The organism is Myxococcus dinghuensis (assembly GCF_024198235.1).
GTDB classification, from domain to species: Bacteria; Myxococcota; Myxococcia; order Myxococcales; family Myxococcaceae; genus Myxococcus; species Myxococcus dinghuensis.
The window spans coordinates 1-16,853 of record NZ_JAKCFB010000005.1 but is presented as its reverse complement, the minus strand read 5'-3'; the positions used below and the strand labels follow the sequence as shown (position 1 = coordinate 16,853).

Below are 16,853 nucleotides of genomic sequence, written 5' to 3'. Positions count from 1 at the left end.
TCACCTGGGGAAGACCTTCCGGGGTGCGAGGCGACCGAGGGCGTAGAGCCCGATGCCGACCGCGTCCCAAACGTTGTGCTGCTTGTCCTGGGCGCGAGGGAGCTGGACGCGGAGGTGTTCGCAGGGCCGCTTGTCCAGTCGCGTCTTGATGCGCTCGACCATCACGTCGGCATCCAGCGTCCCCTTCCATTCGCGGGGCAAGACGCTCCGTTCCGACGTGGCCCCCAACGCACCCGCGACGCGACCGACGACACCGGCAAGTTCGATGAGGTCGTTCGGGTCGCCCTTGCTCTTCCCGGCCGTGTAGACCTGGGGGCACTCGCTCACGACGACGACAGCGACGGCCTCACCAGCGGCCCTGAGCGGCTCCAGGAACGACGAAACGAACGCGGCTGCGGCTGTGGCCATGCCCGCCCATGCCGCCAGCCCACGGGCCTTGGACTCGGGATTGGTCGGCATGCCCGCGACGAGCAGCTCGCCCGTGTCGAGGTCGAAGAGCGCGACGCCGCACTCGCGAAGCCCAGGGTCGAGCGCTACGAGGAGCCTCACAGCTCGGCCACCTGGAAGTGGAGCGCGACAGGCTCGCCGTCGAGCGCGGACAGCAGCCGCAGTTCATCGAAGTCGGCGACATCGAAGGCGACCGCGTCGTCGATGTCGTCTTCGAGGTAGGGGGACGGGAGCGGAAGCAGCTCGGACGCGTTGGTTCGCGTGGCCATGCGTTGCACCTCTCAGGGCGTGTGCTCCCTAAATGGGTGCGGATTCCGCGAGTGGTTCAGGCCGCGCGCTTCGCGGAGGGCTCCCAGACCAGCAGACGCCCCGAGCTGTCGCGCACGGTGGCGGCATCCTTCGAGAGAATCCGAGACAGCGCGGGCTCGGCTTCGATTGCCGGCGCCAGGTCGGGAGTCGTCTCCTTCATCGCTTCACGCATGAGGTACGCCTTGCGCTCGGCCGCGTCGTGCAACCGCTGCGCGTCGTCGGCGAGTAGTTCGCTCAGCAGCTCGTCGTGCATGTTGAGGACGATTCGCGAGCCGTAGAGGGGTGAGCGGCGGTCGACGTACATCTCGCGACTGACGCGCCACATGGCCAGCTTGCACCCGACGGCGCCCAAGCCCTGAAACGGCGTGTTCAGAATCTGGGTGTAGCCGCACATGCCGCGCAGGATGTTGACGCCCGGAATCATGACGTCCGCGAAGCCACCGCCGTAGGAGAGTGCCTGTGCCTTCTCCTGTAGCTCGCGCTGCTCGGGCCATGCCCGCATCCACAGCTCGTCCAGTTCCTTCGCGACCAGGAGGCAGCCCCGGCAAACTCGCTTCGGCTTGCGTTGGACGGTGACTTCCTCGCGCGTGACACCGCACTCTTCGGCTCGCTTGGCGAGAAGGCAGAACGAGACGCGGTCCTTGGCGCGCGCGTTGTAGACGAGGGTTCCCGCTCGCATCCCGCCGCCCTTGCCGAAGTTGAGAATCTTCGCGAGCTGCCGGTAGGAGACGGCAACGGGGTCCTTCGCCTTCACCAACGGCAGCAGCTCGGCGTAGCTCGTCCCGAGGAACTCGGCCGCGGCAAGGGTGTGGACGTCGAGCCCGCTGTTGAGGGCGTCGGCCATCTTCGAGTAGCCCAGTTCCCAGATGGCCCGCTGAGCCATGGTGCGCAGCTCCAGGCCGCCATAATCGACCGAGCAGAAGACGAACCCAGGCCGCGCTTCGTGGACCTCGCGAATGCCGCCCTTCTGAGGGAGCTGCTGGTAGTCGGAGCTGACGCGCGTCGTGGACACCAGCACGTTGAAGCGCGGGTTGATGGGGTGCGTGGTGCCGGCCTCGACGACATCCAGGTAGGTGGACTTGTACTTGTCGACGCGTCCACTTCGCCCCAATTCCTCCAGAATGGGGTCGCCTGAGCCCAGCAACGTGTCACGGTCGGTCGCGACCTGACCGTCGGGGAATCGGTCGCTGGGGGAAGTGATGGGCGGCTGACTGTCATACGCGGCAGTCACGAGCGCGGCGAGGCGCTTCGAGTCCTTCGTGCCGTCCGCCCGGAAGATGCCCGCCGCCTGGAACTTCGCGCGGTTCTCGTTCCACTCCCGCTCGACGCGCTCCCGGAGCTGCGCCACGGCAACACCATTCGTGCGCAATCCCCAGATGGATGCGAGGTGGAGCGCGAAGGCGGCGCGCATCTGGTCGGCTTCGGAATGCAGGTTGCCGCCGTTGGACACCTCGCGGGCGAGGGTCTCCTGGCAGAAGTAGACGTCGAGCGTGTAGCGAGCATCGCGCTTCGGGTACTCGACAGCCGCGGCGGGCCAGCGCTCGACAGGGACGCCGTCGAGTTCCGCGTAGCGAAGGCGCCACGCGTCCGGGGCATGCTTGTCCGCGCTGATGTCGAGCCCCAGGTGACGCTGAACGAGGAGCGCGAGCGGGTAGCGGGCGCCTTCGTCGTCGTCGAGCCTTCGACCCGTCAACGGATGAACGCCGTAGACGCCCCGCGCGATGTCGATGAGCGCCTCGCGGACCTGGACGCAATGCAGGCGGCCCGCTTGGAGCGCCGCGAAGATGGGCGCCACGAGTCGCGGGTCATCCGCCGCCATGACGCCCAGGTCGTAGACGAGATTGGCCCCGACAAGGTGCGTGTCCGGCGCGGCGATGGCCTCGCGGAAGAACTCCCGAGCCTGGGCCTTGTCGAGCAGCCGTTCGCTGCCTGGGGCCCGAGTCGCGATGCTCCCGCAGACAAGAGGGGGCGCAAGCAATCCGGGCTGAATCAGCCACGTCTCCGTGTCGAAGGACCAGAGGTTCATGGGATGCCTTGTGTGGGAGGGAGAGCGGCCCGTGTCGTGGGCCAGCCGCCGACGGAAAAGCGCGCCGTCAGTCGCCGTCCGGCATCAGGCGAGGGCGTCGGAGAGCGCGGGCAGCTTGCTCGCCTTGCGCGACTGCTCGGCCTGGGCGAGCTGCTCGTCGTTCAGCTCGACGTGGGACCAGCGGAAGCCGGTGATGACCTTGCCGGCGTGGCCGTCCTTCACGGGGAGCTGCTTGGGGAAGACCTCGCACCGAATCAGGAGGTGCGTGCCGGCTTGCCGCTCGTCGAAGAACTTCTTCAGGACGGCCGGGTTGGCGAACTCGTGCTCTTCGGCGCCCACCAGCGTCATCAGGAAGGACTTGAAACGTCCGCCGCCGCCCTTCTTCTGGTCGGACAGGTTCTCGACGTAGTCGACCGTCTCGCCCACGCGGTTGGGGGACTCGCCACCCGGCAAGGGGGAGGACTCGCGGACCTTCAGCTCAGCAATGGCCGAGTCGCCCTTGAACCCCTCCTTCATGCGGATGACCGCGACTTCGAACAGGTAGTCCCCGAAGCGGGGGTAGCGGCCTCCGGTGGCGGCCTGGGCGGTGGCAATCTTCGTCAGTGCGTTGTTCATAGCTACGTGGGTCCTTGGGTTGCGTCAGCAGCGAAGTGCGCTGACCCCACGTAAATGGGTGCGGATTCTGGGAATGGTTCAGTGCCTGAAATTCATTTGGGCTGGGGCTATCGTGACCTCGAAGAAGGACTGCTCAGTTTGGCGTAGAATCGACTGGCAAGCTGACTTGGAAAGCGAGGGACTCAATGGGTGCGGTCGCCAAGAGAACATTCAAGGTGGGGACTCACGAGTTCGTTACGATGGTGGACCTCGACTTGGAGCGAGGGACCTTGCTTGTTTGGGCCCTGACGAAGTCAGGCGATCCTGTCCTTCTTGAGCAGCGCGACGGAACGCAAGAGATTCAGTCCTACCAGCCCTTCGGGACGAAATGGCTGTCGTCGCCCGCGAGCGTGAACGAAGAGGTCTCCCTGCTCATGGAGAGGGCGGAAAGTGAGGTCCGATGGTCCGCAGAGTTGAGCGAGCGCCGTCGTTATCGCATCGTGGATGTTGAACTGAGAGGTGTGTAGTTAGGGCCATGACGCCGCGTTGTAGCTCGCGAGGTTCAGCTTCTGCGTCGTGCCCTCCGTCTGTTCGATGAACCGAGCGAAGTCGCGGGCCTTCTCGAATGCGCCCGTCAGCTCGGCGGTGTGCTGGTACAGCTCCACCTCGACTTCGTCCGCAAGCTGCCCCTGTCGGTGGCATCGGCCGATGGCCTGCTCCCATGCGGCGCCGTCGGCGGGCGGGTTCACGAACAGCATCCGCGAGAACATCGTCAGGTTCTTGCCCGTCCCGTGGGCGCGCAGTGACGCGACGATGGAGCGCCTCCCACTCTCCCGGATGATGGTCGCCGATGCTTCCGGCCCGCCGCCGTAGAACGGCACGCCCGCCTCCTTCGCGATGCGCTCGCCTAGCTCGGGGAACTCAACCCAGACGATTCCCGGCTGTCCCTTGCGCAGCGCCCACTTCGCCGCGTCCTTCACGATGAAGTCTGACAGCCACACGGCCTCCGTGACGTGGACGACGCGCTTGTGAATCTCGCCCCAGGCGGGCCAGGACGCCGCGCGCCACGTTGGAAGCTCCCCGTCGTAGGGTGGGGATTGGTGAGCGCGAATCGCGGCGCGCACGAGTAGCCCCGGGGAGTCCAGGTGCTCGGCGGGCCGCTTGAGGCGCTCGCGCAGCTCCCGGTTGAACTCCTGCCGGCGTGAGAACCACCGGGCAATCAGCTCGACGTCCTGCGGCACTCCCTGGATGGCCGGGTAGCGCCAGCGGTGGAAGAAGCCGCTCGCGAGCTGCCGGGCACACGCCACGCGTTGCAGCTCGTCGACGAACTCCTCGCCGTCGGGGCGTTGTCCGCCGAGCGCCGTTTGAATGTGCGCGAGCAGCTCGTCGGGGACCTTGCCTGGGTCGCGGGTGCGGATGACCAGGGGCATGCCGACGGCACTCTCGTCCGTGGCCACGACACCCGGGGTCGCGTTGCGCCGCCGTCGATAGGCGTCTCGTACTCGTCGACGCTCGCGCTCGGTCTCGTTCTCCCCTTCGAGCGGGTCGAGTGGGTGTGACGGGTCAACGAGCCTGAGCAGCTCGCCCGGAGGCGCAACGGCATGGCCTGGGTCCAATGCCGCGGCCCACTCCTCGACGACATGGCGATTGAGTGGGAGCGGGCTCCCGTCGCGTAGCGCGTACTCCGCGAGGTGGGCGTAGTCCTTCACCGTTCGCGTCGCCAGGGTGCCCGACTGGGCCACAAGGCGCGTCTCGAGGTGCTGTTCCAGGTAGCGCAGGAACCGGCCCGTCCGAGCGCTCTTGCGGTCCTTCAGCTTGTGGGCTTCGTCGCAGACGATGAGGTCGGGGCGGATGCGCGTCAGGAGGTCGGTGCCTTCCTGGGTGCTGAACTTCTCGTAGGTGATGACGTGGAGGACCGGCAAGCCAGGTCGAAACCACCTGCCGCCCGCGAGATTGGGCAGGCGCCAGTGCCCACCGTAGAAGTGCCAGTCCACGTCGACGAGCTGCGCGCGCAGGTTGGACGGCAAGAGGAGCACGGCGACCTTGCAGCCGGGCATGACCAGGGGAAGCAGGAGGTCGACCAGCGTCTTCCCGTGGCCCACTCCGATGGGGAAGAGCCCGCCACCCGTGCGCGCGGCTTCCAGCAAGGCAAGGCGCTGGATGGGGAGCAACGACGACGGGCACCGCTTCCCGAGCGTCGCGCAGGTGCAGGGCGTTCCAGGAGGGGCCCGCAGCGAGGCTTCCAGCGTGGCGAAGTCCGCACGGCTGTAGCTCCCCGCGAGGTCCCGGCGTGGGAGGTCGAGCACCCGAGCGAGGTCCGGGGACCATCCGACGGGCTGCCCCTTCGTGAAGGTGGCGCGGTCGCCTGTGAGCTTCGCGACGACAACGGGCGCAACGGTGATGGGGTGCTCGGCATGCGGCGCCGCGCCCGGGTGGATGCGGTGAAGGAGTCTCATGCTTGATGTGAGAGGGCTGCCGCGCTATGAGGCTGTAAGTCGGGATGGTCGAGAAGTTCAGCCTTGGCGAGCCTATGGACCCAGGATCCACCTCATCAGCAGGAACCAAAGCGCGCGACGATGCCGAGGCGGCACTAAAGGGGCGCATTGTTGATTCAGTAGGTAGCGCATTTAAGGTTTCTGCTAGTGCCTTGCCATTTCTGGCTATTGTATTGACTGGGCTGATTGCTCTTCATCAGTTAACTGCCTCAATACTGATTGCGATGCTCTTGGCGTTGATCTCCGCTTGGTTTGGCGGATTCTTCTTTTTTGAACTCAAGCGCCTGAGTGAGTGTCGACGAGCGCTGGAGAGCGTATTGAAGACGGAGAAGAATTACGAAGACCTCCTCCGAGACACTCGGACTGAACGCGACCAGGCAGTAAATGAGCGCATCGCCATTGAGACCAAATCAATCTTCCAGGCGGAGGCTGCCAAGCTTGTTGCTGTCGTGCAGGAGCAGATGGCGCAGCCTCCTCAATCGCCTGTGAAGACCAAGCGCAGATCTTTGAAAGGAGTAGATAGGAATGTCGTCTCAGATTCCGATCCTTAACGTCGTTAGGATTTTGGATGACAGGAACTTGATTCTCGTTGGGTCTGAAATCGACAAGATCCGTGAGGGAGAAATCTTGGCGGTGCTTGCGGTTGGTCCGAAAATTGAAGAAATCGGAAATGTGCCTCTTGTTGTCAGGAAAGCCAGTGTAATGGTTACGACACATGCCGGTGGCTACATTGTAGCCTCTTCGCCGCAAGAGGAAGAGACAACATACGAGTCTTCCAATCTGATGGCCGTTTTGGGTGGCAAAGAAAGAACAAAGACAGTGTTGGTTCGAAGGCCGTTAGCTGTTTCTGAGAAGGATGTAATGGGAAATCCTGCTCGCCGGCCAATTAGCATCGGAGACCCGGTTATTCGTCGGGAGGATTTGAGGGAGTTCGTTAGATATCTTGCTGAATCAATGCCGTGAGGTGGCGATGTTTTCTGGGGTTGAGGCATTTCTGTTCTTGAGAGGGTTCTTTGGACGAGATGGGATGCCAATCACTCGGTGCCGTAGGCGCGTAAGGGCCTTGTCTAGCGGACCCCGCGAACGACCACGTCGAAGGAAGGCTCCAGCGCTTCGACGATGACCTGCATCAGCTCGGACTGGGCGGCCCCCAGCGCGACGTAGTTCCCGGGAGGGGGCAGCTCGGCACGCGCCGCCATGGCCAGCGCCCCGCGCCACTTCCCGAAGCCCAGCGGCGAGTCCGGGCCCGCGAAGCGCACGTCGTCGACACCGCCCGCTTCGGCGACCTTGCGATGCAGCTCGTCCACGTACGCCGTGAGGGACTCGGCGCGCGGCCCGAGGGACTCGGCGCGCGGCCCGTCGTGCTTCGTCGGGATGCAGTCGATGAACAGGACGCGGAGGTCGCTCTTGGGCTGCTCGGGCTTCGTGGTCTTCGGCCGTCCACGACGCTTCGGCGCGGGCTGCTCGGCCTCGGGGGCGGGCTGCTCGGTGACTTCGGGCGCCACCTGGACGGGCGTGGGCTGGGGCGCATCGGGCGGCAGGACGGCGGGCAGGTCGGACTTGTTGAGCAGCTTGTCGCGTAGAGACATCGTCTTGCTTCCTCCTGTGAGGCACTTCGCCATGAACGGACACCCGCCGTACTTGGTGCAGGCGGGGCCGTAGTTCGCGGGCACGTCGGAAGCTCGGGCGGCTTGCGCGTGCGCCTTCATCTGTTCGACCTGGGGCTCGACCCTCGTCCTCCACTCGCGCTCGACGTGCTCAACGGGCACGGAGGCGAGGACGGACGCGGCAAGGCGCTGGCCTCGGGTCTGGTAGTAGAGGTGTTCGAGTTCCAGTTCGCGCAGGCCCGGGAAGCGCTCGACCTGGCGGAGCGCCCACGCGGCATAGCCGAGCATCTGCAAGCCCGGCTCGGTGTCAGCGTCGGCGAGCTGCTCGCGCGTCGCGGCGTTCCTTGCGATGTTGCTGGTGAACTTGTGGTCGGTGATGCGCAGCACGCCGTCGGAGGCGAGCTGTCGCGCGTCGACAAGGTCGATGAACCCGGTGAAGGGGATGCCGCCCGCCGTCAGTGGCGGTTCACCGTCGAGGGGTTGTTCGACGAGCAGGTCCGCGCCGGGCGTCGGCAGGAGGTGGGCGCCCGACTTCGCGAACGCGCCCAGCACGTCCTCGCCCGTCGACAGGAAGTGCTCAAGCTGCGCGTGGCCTTCGGTGCCGACCTGCTGCGCCCCCGTGGTGGGCTCGGGGACGCGTAGCACCTTGGCGAAGTACCACGCGCGGGGGCACTGCTTGTGGCGCTTGAGCTGCGAGACGCTCAACCGCTGGATGACCCCTGCAACGACGGAGGGGCTGTTCGTGGGAGCTTTGCAGGAGGGCGTCACCCTTCCTAAATGGGTGCGGTTTCTAAGAGTGGCTCATGTGATTCACCTACGGGCAGGTAATGAGCAACGACGTAAGGGCGGTGCAAGACGCTGTGGCGCTGTCGTTCTGCGCGTTAGGGTCGGCCGGGCTGCTCGCGACTCGCGTTGCCGTTGCATTCAACTGCCCCAGCGCCAGCAGCCCGTAGTTCGCGCGGAAGGTCTTGATTGAGGACGATCCGTTCGCCAGTGCGCCCACCGGACACGTGACCTCACCAGCAGTCGCATCAAAGGTGCAATCCGTCGAAGTGATGGATGTCGCTGAAGCAGGTAGAGTTGTCGTCACTGTTGCGGATGACGCAGCGTGGGGACCATTGTTTGTCACCGTCAAGGTGTAGAGCACGTTCGCCCCCAAGAGTGGCGCCTGGGCAGTCAGCCCAACGGCCAAGTCAGCTTCGCCAGGGTAGACGGTATAGCTCATGAATGGCATGCGCTCGCTTGATGCTGTCCCTCCTCTTTCCTGAATGATGAAGAGCGGTCGCGTAGCGGCACTCACCGGGCTCGAAAGCGGCAACACGGTGAAGTATGCCGTGACCACACGAGTTTGATTGGCTGGGAGGTCTGGCGGGGCGACTACCGCTGTGAAGCTGTTTGACGCGGAACTACAAGCGGCTGCGGGTTCGCACCGGTCTAGCGCCAGGAGTCCTGCTAGAGAGTATTCTACGGACATCGAGGATACGTCTTGCGCCCTCTGATGAGTGAATGTGTGAGTGAACACGACTGTCTGGCCTGAGTGGAACTCGTTGTCGTCGACGTGAATGACTAGCTCGCCTCTTGAGCTGGTGTTGTTGATCGGCGCGGCGAATGCGACGCTGCCTCCCCATGTCCCAGCGAAGCACGCGACTGCGACGACCAGGACGAATGGGCGAAAGTCCATCATTTTGCCTTGCATGAACAGCCTCCTTGATTGGCTTGCCGTTTGATAGATGGAGGACTGAATGGTTGGCAAGTCACGCCTTCTGGATTAGCCATCAGTGAACACCAAGCGTCAGCTCGTGCCACCTTGTTGCGCTTGGGTGTGTCTGAGTGGTTCGCTCGCGCAGACGCTCGAATGCCGGGCGGTGAAATCAACCCCGCATATTCGCCCCAGCATGGTCACGCTTCTCCATGGGCGCGTTCCGGAGTTCGTCCGGGATGTAGTAGACGAGCGGCCGTGTCCCATCGCCCATTCGACGCTGGCCACGGGTGAAGTTCAGCGCCTTCAGGGCCGCGCCGATTTCGCGGGAGATGCGCGGGTCGACCTGGGCAGGGTGGAGTGAGAAGGCTTCGACGCCGACGTGGAGAATCGTCACGTCGTTGGGGCGCTTGTCGGCCGGCATCTCCAGCAGCCACTTCAGGATGACTTCCTTGCGGCTGTCCCCGTAGTTCTCGGCGCGCAGGGCGGCTTGCTGCTCGGCGCCCGCCGCTTCCTCGGACGTGAGCCACCACGACTCCCCCTGGTTGAAGCGCGCGACGGCTTCGGCCCAGATTTGGTCACGGTCGCGCGCGAGGGCGTCGGTGTCGATGTGGCTGCACTTCACCGGCCAGAAGCGCCGATGGCCCGTGGGGTCCCGCAGGTAGTCGTCCTCGTTGGTGGTTCCGACGAACACGCAACGGCGCGGGGACTTCACGTTGGTGCGTCCGTAGGGCGGCCGGTAGGTGTCTTCCGTCCTGGTGAGGAACGCCTTGAGGGCCTGGTCTTCTGACTTCCGGAACGTGGTCAGCTCGGCCAGTTCGATGAGCCAATACTGAGAGGCCAGCATCGCACTGTCCTTGTTCGTCACGTCGATGTACGCGTCGGTGAAGTAGCGCCCGCCGAGGATGCGGAACGCGGTCGACTTCCGGAGGCCCTGGGGCCCCTCCAGAATCATGACCGTGTCGACCTTGCACCCGGGGCGCAGGGCGCGCGCGACAGCGGAGATGGCGAACTTCGCGCCGACGGCCCGCAGGTATCGGGCATCCCCTCGGGCGCCGAAGTACGTCACGAGCAGCTCGTCGAGCCGCGGCGTGCCGTCCCAGACCAGTCCCCCCAGGTACTCGGCGACGGGGTCGTAGCTGTTCCGCTTCGCGACTCCGAGAATCTGCTGCGAGACGGTCAGCGCCTTGGGGCGCAGGCCGAGCTGGCCATAGGTGCTTTGCTGAATCCAGTTGGCCACGAGGACGTCCAGCGTCTCCAGGTCCGGATTCATCCCGAGCGGCCCGCCATCAACCTCAAGCTGCTTGGTGCTCTCGTTGAAGCGGAGCACGCCGCGCCACTCGGGGGAGTTGAGCAGCACCGCGAAGACGTTCGCCTCACTGTTGCGAATCTTGTTCGTGCCGTCCTTGCCCGGGTCGAGCGTGAGCTTGCTCATCCAGTTGTCGGGGGATGGGGTGTCTTCCTCTCCGCCTGACGCGTCCTGTGAGGGGGCCTCCGGGGCCGAGCCGCCCAGTGCCTTCCAAATGGCGTCGTTCTCCGCGAGCCGCCCGGCATCCCTAGCCCGGCGCCTCTCCCGGTGGCGTCGCAGCTTCAAGAGGGCCTGCTCGCACAGGTGCTCGGTGCCCTCCCGCCAGTCCGTTGCCGCGAACGACGCGCGGAACAGCTCGACGATGGCCGATTCGGGCGTGCTGAGCGGCAGGACGAAGGCCGCGCACGACATGAGGGCGTTCAGGGCCGTGTCTTGCCCGCCAATGGGGGCCAGGGGCTCGCCCGCGAGGACCCGTCGCACGATGACGACGTGCTCGGGCTTGCGGATACGGCGCAAGAGGGCCCGCAGCTCGTACAGGTCGGCGGGCGCCTCGGGGGTAGCCGTAGGCACCGGGGCCGCCGTGGGGAGGCCCGAAGGTGCCATGGCGAGCAGCGCGTCGACGTCCAGGGGCGCCCCCTCGCCACTCGCCGCGAAGGGTTCGGCACCTGTGGCCACGTCGGGCAGGTAGTAGATGCGCGCCAAGTCCTTCGTGGCGGGGTCGGCGGGAAGCCCGAGCATCCGAATTGCGGCCTCACGCACGGCGGGCCACTCCCGGGGCAGGACGGGCCGAGACAACGGCATGGCGAGCCGCAGGCAGTAGTCGTCGGGCGGGCGGTTGCTGTGCGTCGAGTGGAGGGCGTAGGCCAGTCCGTGGCGCTCGACGGCATCGAGGAACGAGAGCTGCGGCGCGTTGAGGTGGTCCAGGTCGAAGACGGCCACGGTGACGGCGCGCACGTTCTCGGTGCGTCGTCGCTCGACGATGTCGACGGGGCTCCAAGCGGGGCCGTTCTTCGCAGGGCACCCGCGCGGACACGGCAACGTAGGGCACTGACTGCGACGGTGGGCGACGAGCTTTGCTGACAGCTCGGGCCATGACAGGTCGACGACTTGCGGCACGTTGTCCTGAGCGGACGCGTAGAGCGCGACTCGCACAGGGGCGCCGGGGTGGACAGGAGGGGCGGCAGGGGCAACTGAAGATGGTGTGGTCACCCTGCGTAAATGGGTGTGGATTCTGGCGGTGGCTCACACGGCGATTTTTCTTCGCGGTGGCAATCATCAAGCTGGCAGAACCACTCTGTATAACTCCCTAAGCCAAAGAAGATGTAGGAGTAAGAACAAGGGGGATACGTACATAGATGAGGTGAGCGTGCTCTATGGATATTACGCGTACCCCTTTGGACCCTTGTTGAGGCTGACGCACTGCCGGGGACTCTCGCGCTGAGCCACTCGCGGAAGTCACACCCATTTACACGGTGAAGCGGCACTCCTGCCGCTGGGCCGGCTTCATGCGGCCGAGTCCGGGTGAGGGTGGCGATACACCGTGGCTGAGACTGTGTGTGAATGGGATGGGGTCGGCACGCGGCGTGCTTCGCGCGGGGCGATGTATCACGAGCCCAAATGTTTCAGGGCCGCCGCAGGGAGGGCCATTGCACGCTACAGGTACGCCACCGAGGCAGCGCAGCAGACTGTCCTCGTGGCGCGAATCGTTCAGGCCCGAGAGGACAGGGACGCCGAGCTTGAGCGCGTGCTGTCCGCCGAGCTGCTCGTGTCCGTGAGCCCCGTCATCCGCCGCGCCGTCGGGTGCTGCCTGTCCTTCGCGGGCACGGTGTCCCCTGAAGACCTCGCGCAGGTCGCCTCGATGGCCGTGCTTCGCACCGTCGACAAGTTCGACCCCACGAGGGGCCGCCAGTCGTTCGCCGACGTGGCCTACTTCCGCGCGCGCACGGCCTGCGAACAGTACGCGCGCATGCACGCCAGCGACGTTCACCTGAGCGATGGGGCTCACAAGGGCCGGACTCTGCGTTCAGCTCAGGACACCGGCAGCGACGCCACACGCGTCCAATGCATAGACATACCGTCTCATTTTTCGGACGGTGTCCTGGGCAATGAGCCTTTCATCGAGGCCCTGGAAACCTCACTGCGGGAGCGTTCGGGGCGCGAGGTCGACGACGAGACGCCCGAGGCGATGCTGCTGGCGGCTGAGCGTCGAGCCCTCGTGCTCGATGCCGTGCGACGACTGTCCCCCGAGCAGCTCGACCTCGTCTCCCGCGTGTTCGGGCTCGGCTGCCCCGCGCAGTCGGTGCGCTCCGTCGCAGAAGCATGGGGCGCGCCGAAGAGCCGCGTCGATAGGATGCTTGTGCGTGTATTGGATGAGTTGCGTCTCTTGCTTCTGGAGAGAGAGCAGACATAGGGCTGCTCTTTGGGAGGGGTGGTCTCGACTTGAAGCCTAAGGGGTTTGGGGCGCAAGGCCGCGAAGATTGTGTGTATTCCAGAACCGAGCAACCCGAAGGTCCGCCGGGTGGCCGTGGCTGTTTTCGTAGTCACGGCGAAATGCGGGTGGGGCGCGTCCAATGAAGACGGTGAGCTTAATGAGGAGGTCGTCGACATCTTTGTTGAGCTGACTGTTCTCGGAAGGATAGACCAAGACCTCCTTGGTGATGATGAATCCGTTGCTGTATTGACTTGTGGTCACGAGCCCGCGATGCAATGCGTCCGCCAATTCGACGTCGCCTGACGGGAGCTTGAGTCCGCCTGTCGCAGTGGTTTTGCAGAAGAATGCCTGACGAACAATCGGTGGCAGTAGTGCTAGGGCTGCTTTGAGATCTAGTATTCGAGCTTTGAATTCCTGTCTGGCTTCTTCCGGTGTTTGAGGTTTTGATGCTGTCTTTGTGGCGATCTGAGGTGTGGAGGTAGGGGGAGGTGGATTTGTCGTGGTATTGATTCGCGCCTGGAGGCCATTCAAAAATGTGTCACGTTGTTCTTCGAAGGTTCCGTGGCCTGATGGTGATATCCAGCTTTTCCTCCGATGTGCTGCCTTTGCGAGTTGATCGTATATTGATGATAGGTTCGACTTGTTGTCGATTTTTAGGCATTGGGTTCCCTTGAGGATGCCTTCTGCATCAGCAAAATCAAGAGGAGGCACGAGGATTGGAATGAGTCGTTCGAATGCCCATGCCGCGCCCAGTTCGGCCATTGTAAATGCGCGCTGGAAATACAGTGGCGTAATGACCGCGATTATGAATTCGGCTTCGCGTAGCGCGTGCCTGATGTCTTCGGTGAAGTTCGAGCCCGGGGCAATCGGGCCTGATGTTGCGGATGTGTTGAAGATGGCTTCTTGGGAAACCCCAATCCCTCTGATTAGTATCGTGTCAATGAAGAAGTTTACGAGGTCTTTGTCTGCGGCGGCGTGGCTAATGAAGAGGGGCCGAGTGCTGGGGCGTGTGATTGGATTTTTGGGCATCGCCTAATGTCGTGTCAGGACACCGAAGTTCGTTCGAGAGCCTAATATGCCTGGGCATGACCTTGATCCATTTTGTAGTCCGAGAGTTGCAAGCCGCTGAATCGTGATCTTGTTGAGGTGTGTAGGTGTGTTCAGGTGTGGGGGCTCCTGCGAGGCCCCCGGGAAGGAATTCCTTTCTGTGGGCCGAATTCTGGCTTGCTCGGCGCGCACCACTTTTGAGAAATTCCGGCCAAACTCGCTGATGTGTTCAGTGGGGCCCCGATAAATCTGAAGGGTTCGTGAACCGCTCGCGGAAGTCACACCCATTTAGAGGGAGTGCCTGCCCATACAAAGCTCACGCACGAGCTGATTAAGACATTCTGCGAGCACCTGAGAAATGGGCTCTTTCGTCGAGCTGCGGCGGGACTCTGCGGCGTCGAAGAGCACTCCGTTTCCAGGTGGTATCACCGTGGCGCGAGCGAGACGCGCGGGCTCTACCGCGAGTTCTTCGTCGCGGTGAACAAGGCGGAAGCCGAGTTCATGCAGGGCGCGACAGAGACGCTCCAGGCCGCGTCCACGACGAACCCCAAGCACGTCCAATGGCTGCTGTCCCGCCGCTTCCCGGAGCTGTACGGCCGGCGCGACAACGTCGAGGCGAAGAGCCCCGAGGACCAAGCCGCCGACACTGCCGCCCTGCGCGAGCTGCTGATCGACCGCCTCGGGAAGTTCCTGCCCGACGAACTGCCGGCACCTGCCGAAGCCGCCACGCCCGAGCAGCTCGACGACAAGGGGGCCACCGATGCGTAGCCTTCTGACGGGGGCCTGGGGGAAGTTCGCAGAGAACCTCGGGCCCCACGAGTCGCCCGCGTCGCGCATGGTCCAGACGGCGGGCTCCCGCGCGCAGCTCGCGAAGCTCTTCGGCGGCCTCGACGACAAGGAAATCGAGCTGCTCGTCTACGACCTCGACTTCTGGGCGCGGCGTGAGCAGGTGCCGCCGGACAAGTTCTCAACGTGCTTCGTCATGGCCGGGCGGGGCTTCGGCAAGACGTGGTGCGGCGCGCGGTGGGTCATCAAGAAAGCGTGGCAGGCGAAGAGCGTCGGGGCCCTGGTTGGACCGACGGCGGCGGACGTGCGCGACACGATGATTCGCGGCGCGTCCGGCATCCTCGCCCTGTCGCCCCCGTGGTTCACGCCGAAGTACGAGCCCAGCAAGCGGCGCGTGACGTGGCCGAACGGCGTCTATGCCATCTGCTACTCGGCGGATAAGCCCGACCGACTGCGCGGCCCGAATGCCGGATGGGGCTGGGGCGACGAGCCGGCTTCGTGGAAACACGACATGGCCGCGGTCGACCAGCTTCCCCTCGTGCTTCGCATCGGCTCGCGCGAGGACCCGCCGCAGCTCCTCCTGACGGGGACGCCGCGCCCGCTGAAGAAGATTGAAGAGCTGCTCTTCGCCGACTCGGAGAAGCAGATTCTCAAGCCGGGAGTGGTGCTGCGCTCGGGCTCGTCGCTCAGCAACGTCGCGAACCTGGCGCCCACGGCGATTGCCAACATGCGGGCGCTGGCGAACACCCGATGGGGTCAGCAAGAGGTGCTCGGACGCCTGCTCTTCGACGTGCCCGGCGCCATCTTCGGTTCTGCGAAGTGGCGGCGCGTCGACACGGACCCGCACGAGTACGCCCAGCAGCTCGACCGCAGAATCGTCAGCGTGGACCCGAGCCCCACCAGCGAAACGGGCTCGGACGAAACGGGAATCATCGTCGAAGGGTGCAAGTCGAGCGCGCTCTTTGGCCCCGACAACGTGCCGTTGAAGCGGGTGTCCGTGCTCGCCGACCTGTCGTGCCGGGCGAGTCCCCGTGAGTGGGCGACGAAGGCCATCCGCGCCTATCTGGAGTGGGGATGCGATGCGCTCGTGGTGGAGGTGAACACGGGTGGGGAGATGGTGGAGACGCTGATCTCCACGGTGGCGGGCGAGATGGGCGTGAGCGTCAACGTGAAGCCCGTCCGGGCGACGAGCGCGAAGAGCAAGCGCGCTGAGCCCGTGTCCGCGCTGGCCGAAGCGGGTCGCGTCGAGTTCGTGGGCACGTTCCCCAAGCTGGAGGCTCAGCTCAGCAAGTTCGCGGGCATCGCGGGCCGTCGAGATGACAGGGCTGACGCCTTCTGCTGGGGCGTCCACGACCTCGTGTTCTCCGAACAGTTCTTCGCCGTCTGAGGTGATGGGTATGGGGATGCTCGACAGGATGCGCGCCGCCCTCGGCGGTGGCAGCAAGCGCAAGGGGACGGGGCTGGAGCTGAGCCGGTGGACGTCCGCCCCGCCGCGCCGGGAGGTGCCCGCGCTGCTTGCGGCCTACGCCGAAATGCCGTGGCTGGGGACCATCGTCGACACGGTGGGCGACGCGTTCGCGGACGTGATGTGGCGAGCATTCATCCGGCAGGACCCGGGGACGCGGAAGGCGCTTGTAGACGTGTCGCTACGGCGGGCCTGCGGTGACGTGCGGCGGGAGCGGTTGAAGTCGCTCGTCGACCTGGGTGGCGCGGCGGAGCTGCCGGACCATCCGCTGTTGCGACTGCTCGCGGACCCGAACGACTTCATGACGGGCCGCGACTTCGCGAAGCTGTTCTGCCTGCACTACGACCTGACGGGCGAGTTCTTCGCCGTCCTCGAGGAGGTGGCTGGCGTCCCCGTGGGCCTGTGGCCGGTGCCGCCCGATTGCGTGCTCGCACTGCCGGACCTGAGCAAGCCGAAGGCGGAACGGACCTTCACGGTGACGGCCGGTGGGCGCCTGTTCTCACTGCCCGCTGTGAGCGTCGTCTACGTGAAGCGGTTGAACCCCGCCGACCCGCTCGGCCGCGGCATCGGCATCGCCTACGCGCTCGGCGACGAGGTCGACACGGACGAGCACGCGGCGCGCTTCACGAAGAATGCCT

The 16,853-nt window shown here is 64.9% G+C and carries 16 protein-coding genes; 7 read left to right on the top strand and 9 right to left on the bottom strand.

Going from position 1 to position 16,853, the window contains the following annotated elements; all coding sequences use genetic code 11:
• The 4 genes from LZ198_RS08980 to LZ198_RS08965 all read right to left on the bottom strand — a co-directional run bounded on the left by LZ198_RS08980 (window position 1) and on the right by LZ198_RS08965 (window position 3,397).
• Window positions 1-549: a hypothetical protein gene (locus LZ198_RS08980; protein WP_253971488.1), complete on the bottom strand. Its 549-nt coding sequence runs from the start codon at window positions 547-549 to the stop codon at window positions 1-3.
• A complete protein-coding gene (locus LZ198_RS08975) occupies window positions 546-716 on the bottom strand; it encodes a hypothetical protein (protein WP_253971487.1) in 171 nt (56 codons plus the stop codon). The genes LZ198_RS08980 and LZ198_RS08975 overlap by 4 nt, the downstream gene beginning before the upstream one ends.
• Window positions 717-772: 56 nt before the next feature.
• Entirely contained in the window at window positions 773-2,782 is a 2,010-nt protein-coding gene (locus LZ198_RS08970) for a DNA polymerase (RefSeq protein ID WP_253971486.1), read from the bottom strand.
• A gap of 84 nt (window positions 2,783-2,866) precedes the next feature.
• Window positions 2,867-3,397, bottom strand: coding sequence for a hypothetical protein (locus LZ198_RS08965; protein ID WP_253971485.1), 531 nt, complete (start codon window positions 3,395-3,397; stop codon window positions 2,867-2,869).
• A 239-nt stretch (window positions 3,398-3,636) separates the two neighbouring features.
• On the opposite strand from LZ198_RS08965, the gene LZ198_RS08960 reads away from it, so the two are divergent.
• A complete protein-coding gene (locus tag LZ198_RS08960; RefSeq protein ID WP_253971484.1) occupies window positions 3,637-3,903 on the top strand; it encodes a hypothetical protein in 267 nt (88 codons plus the stop codon).
• On the opposite strand, the gene LZ198_RS08955 is transcribed toward LZ198_RS08960, so the two are convergent.
• The gene (locus tag LZ198_RS08955) at window positions 3,904-5,832 is read right to left on the bottom strand and encodes a DEAD/DEAH box-containing ATP-dependent helicase (protein WP_253971483.1); all 1,929 of its coding nucleotides are present in this window, start codon (window positions 5,830-5,832) and stop codon (window positions 3,904-3,906) included.
• A gap of 44 nt (window positions 5,833-5,876) precedes the next feature.
• Between LZ198_RS08955 and LZ198_RS08950 the strand changes: the two genes are divergently transcribed.
• Together LZ198_RS08950 and LZ198_RS08945 are read left to right on the top strand one after the other, a co-directional pair.
• Window positions 5,877-6,422, top strand: coding sequence for a hypothetical protein (locus LZ198_RS08950; protein ID WP_253971482.1), 546 nt, complete (start codon window positions 5,877-5,879; stop codon window positions 6,420-6,422).
• A complete protein-coding gene (locus tag LZ198_RS08945; protein WP_253971481.1) occupies window positions 6,397-6,834 on the top strand; it encodes a hypothetical protein in 438 nt (145 codons plus the stop codon). The genes LZ198_RS08950 and LZ198_RS08945 overlap by 26 nt, the downstream gene beginning before the upstream one ends.
• A gap of 104 nt (window positions 6,835-6,938) precedes the next feature.
• On the opposite strand, the gene LZ198_RS08940 is transcribed toward LZ198_RS08945, so the two are convergent.
• The 3 genes from LZ198_RS08940 to LZ198_RS08935 form a co-directional block, all read right to left on the bottom strand.
• Window positions 6,939-8,183, bottom strand: a complete 1,245-nt coding sequence (locus tag LZ198_RS08940; RefSeq protein WP_253971480.1) for a PD-(D/E)XK nuclease family protein — start codon at window positions 8,181-8,183, stop codon at window positions 6,939-6,941.
• A 109-nt stretch (window positions 8,184-8,292) separates the two neighbouring features.
• Entirely contained in the window at window positions 8,293-8,703 is a 411-nt protein-coding gene (locus tag LZ198_RS43630; protein WP_407667390.1) for a DUF11 domain-containing protein, read from the bottom strand.
• A 646-nt stretch (window positions 8,704-9,349) separates the two neighbouring features.
• Entirely contained in the window at window positions 9,350-11,638 is a 2,289-nt protein-coding gene (locus tag LZ198_RS08935; RefSeq protein WP_407667389.1) for a VapE domain-containing protein, read from the bottom strand.
• A 541-nt stretch (window positions 11,639-12,179) separates the two neighbouring features.
• On the opposite strand from LZ198_RS08935, the gene LZ198_RS08930 reads away from it, so the two are divergent.
• A complete protein-coding gene (locus tag LZ198_RS08930; RefSeq protein WP_253971478.1) occupies window positions 12,180-12,896 on the top strand; it encodes a sigma-70 family RNA polymerase sigma factor in 717 nt (238 codons plus the stop codon).
• Between the two features lie 36 nt (window positions 12,897-12,932).
• Here LZ198_RS08930 and LZ198_RS08925 read toward each other — a convergent pair whose 3' ends face one another.
• Complete coding sequence (locus LZ198_RS08925; RefSeq protein WP_253971477.1) at window positions 12,933-13,946, bottom strand: toll/interleukin-1 receptor domain-containing protein; 1,014 nt, start codon at window positions 13,944-13,946, stop codon at window positions 12,933-12,935.
• A gap of 315 nt (window positions 13,947-14,261) precedes the next feature.
• Here LZ198_RS08925 and LZ198_RS08920 point away from each other — a divergent pair, with 315 nt between their 5' ends.
• From LZ198_RS08920 to LZ198_RS08910, 3 genes are all read left to right on the top strand, one after another.
• Window positions 14,262-14,732 (top strand): hypothetical protein, encoded by a 471-nt coding sequence (locus tag LZ198_RS08920; protein WP_253971476.1) that lies wholly within the window; start codon window positions 14,262-14,264, stop codon window positions 14,730-14,732.
• On the top strand, window positions 14,725-16,137 hold the full coding sequence (locus tag LZ198_RS08915) for a terminase large subunit domain-containing protein (RefSeq protein WP_253971475.1): 1,413 nt from the start codon (window positions 14,725-14,727) through the stop codon (window positions 16,135-16,137). The genes LZ198_RS08920 and LZ198_RS08915 overlap by 8 nt, the downstream gene beginning before the upstream one ends.
• A gap of 28 nt (window positions 16,138-16,165) precedes the next feature.
• The coding region (locus tag LZ198_RS08910) for a phage portal protein (protein WP_253971474.1) at window positions 16,166-16,853 on the top strand (688 nt) is incomplete at its 3' end.

What these genes read in the sequence shown, in the direction of transcription:
- LZ198_RS08925 (WP_253971477.1), bottom strand. Translation starts at nt 13,946, where the DNA reads ATGCCCAAAAATCCAATCACACGCCCCAGCACTCGGCCCCTCTTCATT.
- LZ198_RS08945 (WP_253971481.1), top strand. Translation starts at nt 6,397, where the DNA reads ATGTCGTCTCAGATTCCGATCCTTAACGTCGTTAGGATTTTGGATGAC.
- LZ198_RS08915 (WP_253971475.1), top strand. Translation starts at nt 14,725, where the DNA reads ATGCGTAGCCTTCTGACGGGGGCCTGGGGGAAGTTCGCAGAGAACCTC.
- LZ198_RS08975 (WP_253971487.1), bottom strand. Translation starts at nt 716, where the DNA reads ATGGCCACGCGAACCAACGCGTCCGAGCTGCTTCCGCTCCCGTCCCCC.
- LZ198_RS08960 (WP_253971484.1), top strand. Translation starts at nt 3,637, where the DNA reads ATGGTGGACCTCGACTTGGAGCGAGGGACCTTGCTTGTTTGGGCCCTG.
- LZ198_RS08955 (WP_253971483.1), bottom strand. Translation starts at nt 5,832, where the DNA reads ATGAGACTCCTTCACCGCATCCACCCGGGCGCGGCGCCGCATGCCGAG.
- LZ198_RS08965 (WP_253971485.1), bottom strand. Translation starts at nt 3,397, where the DNA reads ATGAACAACGCACTGACGAAGATTGCCACCGCCCAGGCCGCCACCGGA.
- LZ198_RS08950 (WP_253971482.1), top strand. Translation starts at nt 5,877, where the DNA reads ATGGTCGAGAAGTTCAGCCTTGGCGAGCCTATGGACCCAGGATCCACC.
- LZ198_RS43630 (WP_407667390.1), bottom strand. Translation starts at nt 8,703, where the DNA reads ATGAGCTATACCGTCTACCCTGGCGAAGCTGACTTGGCCGTTGGGCTG.
- LZ198_RS08970 (WP_253971486.1), bottom strand. Translation starts at nt 2,782, where the DNA reads ATGAACCTCTGGTCCTTCGACACGGAGACGTGGCTGATTCAGCCCGGA.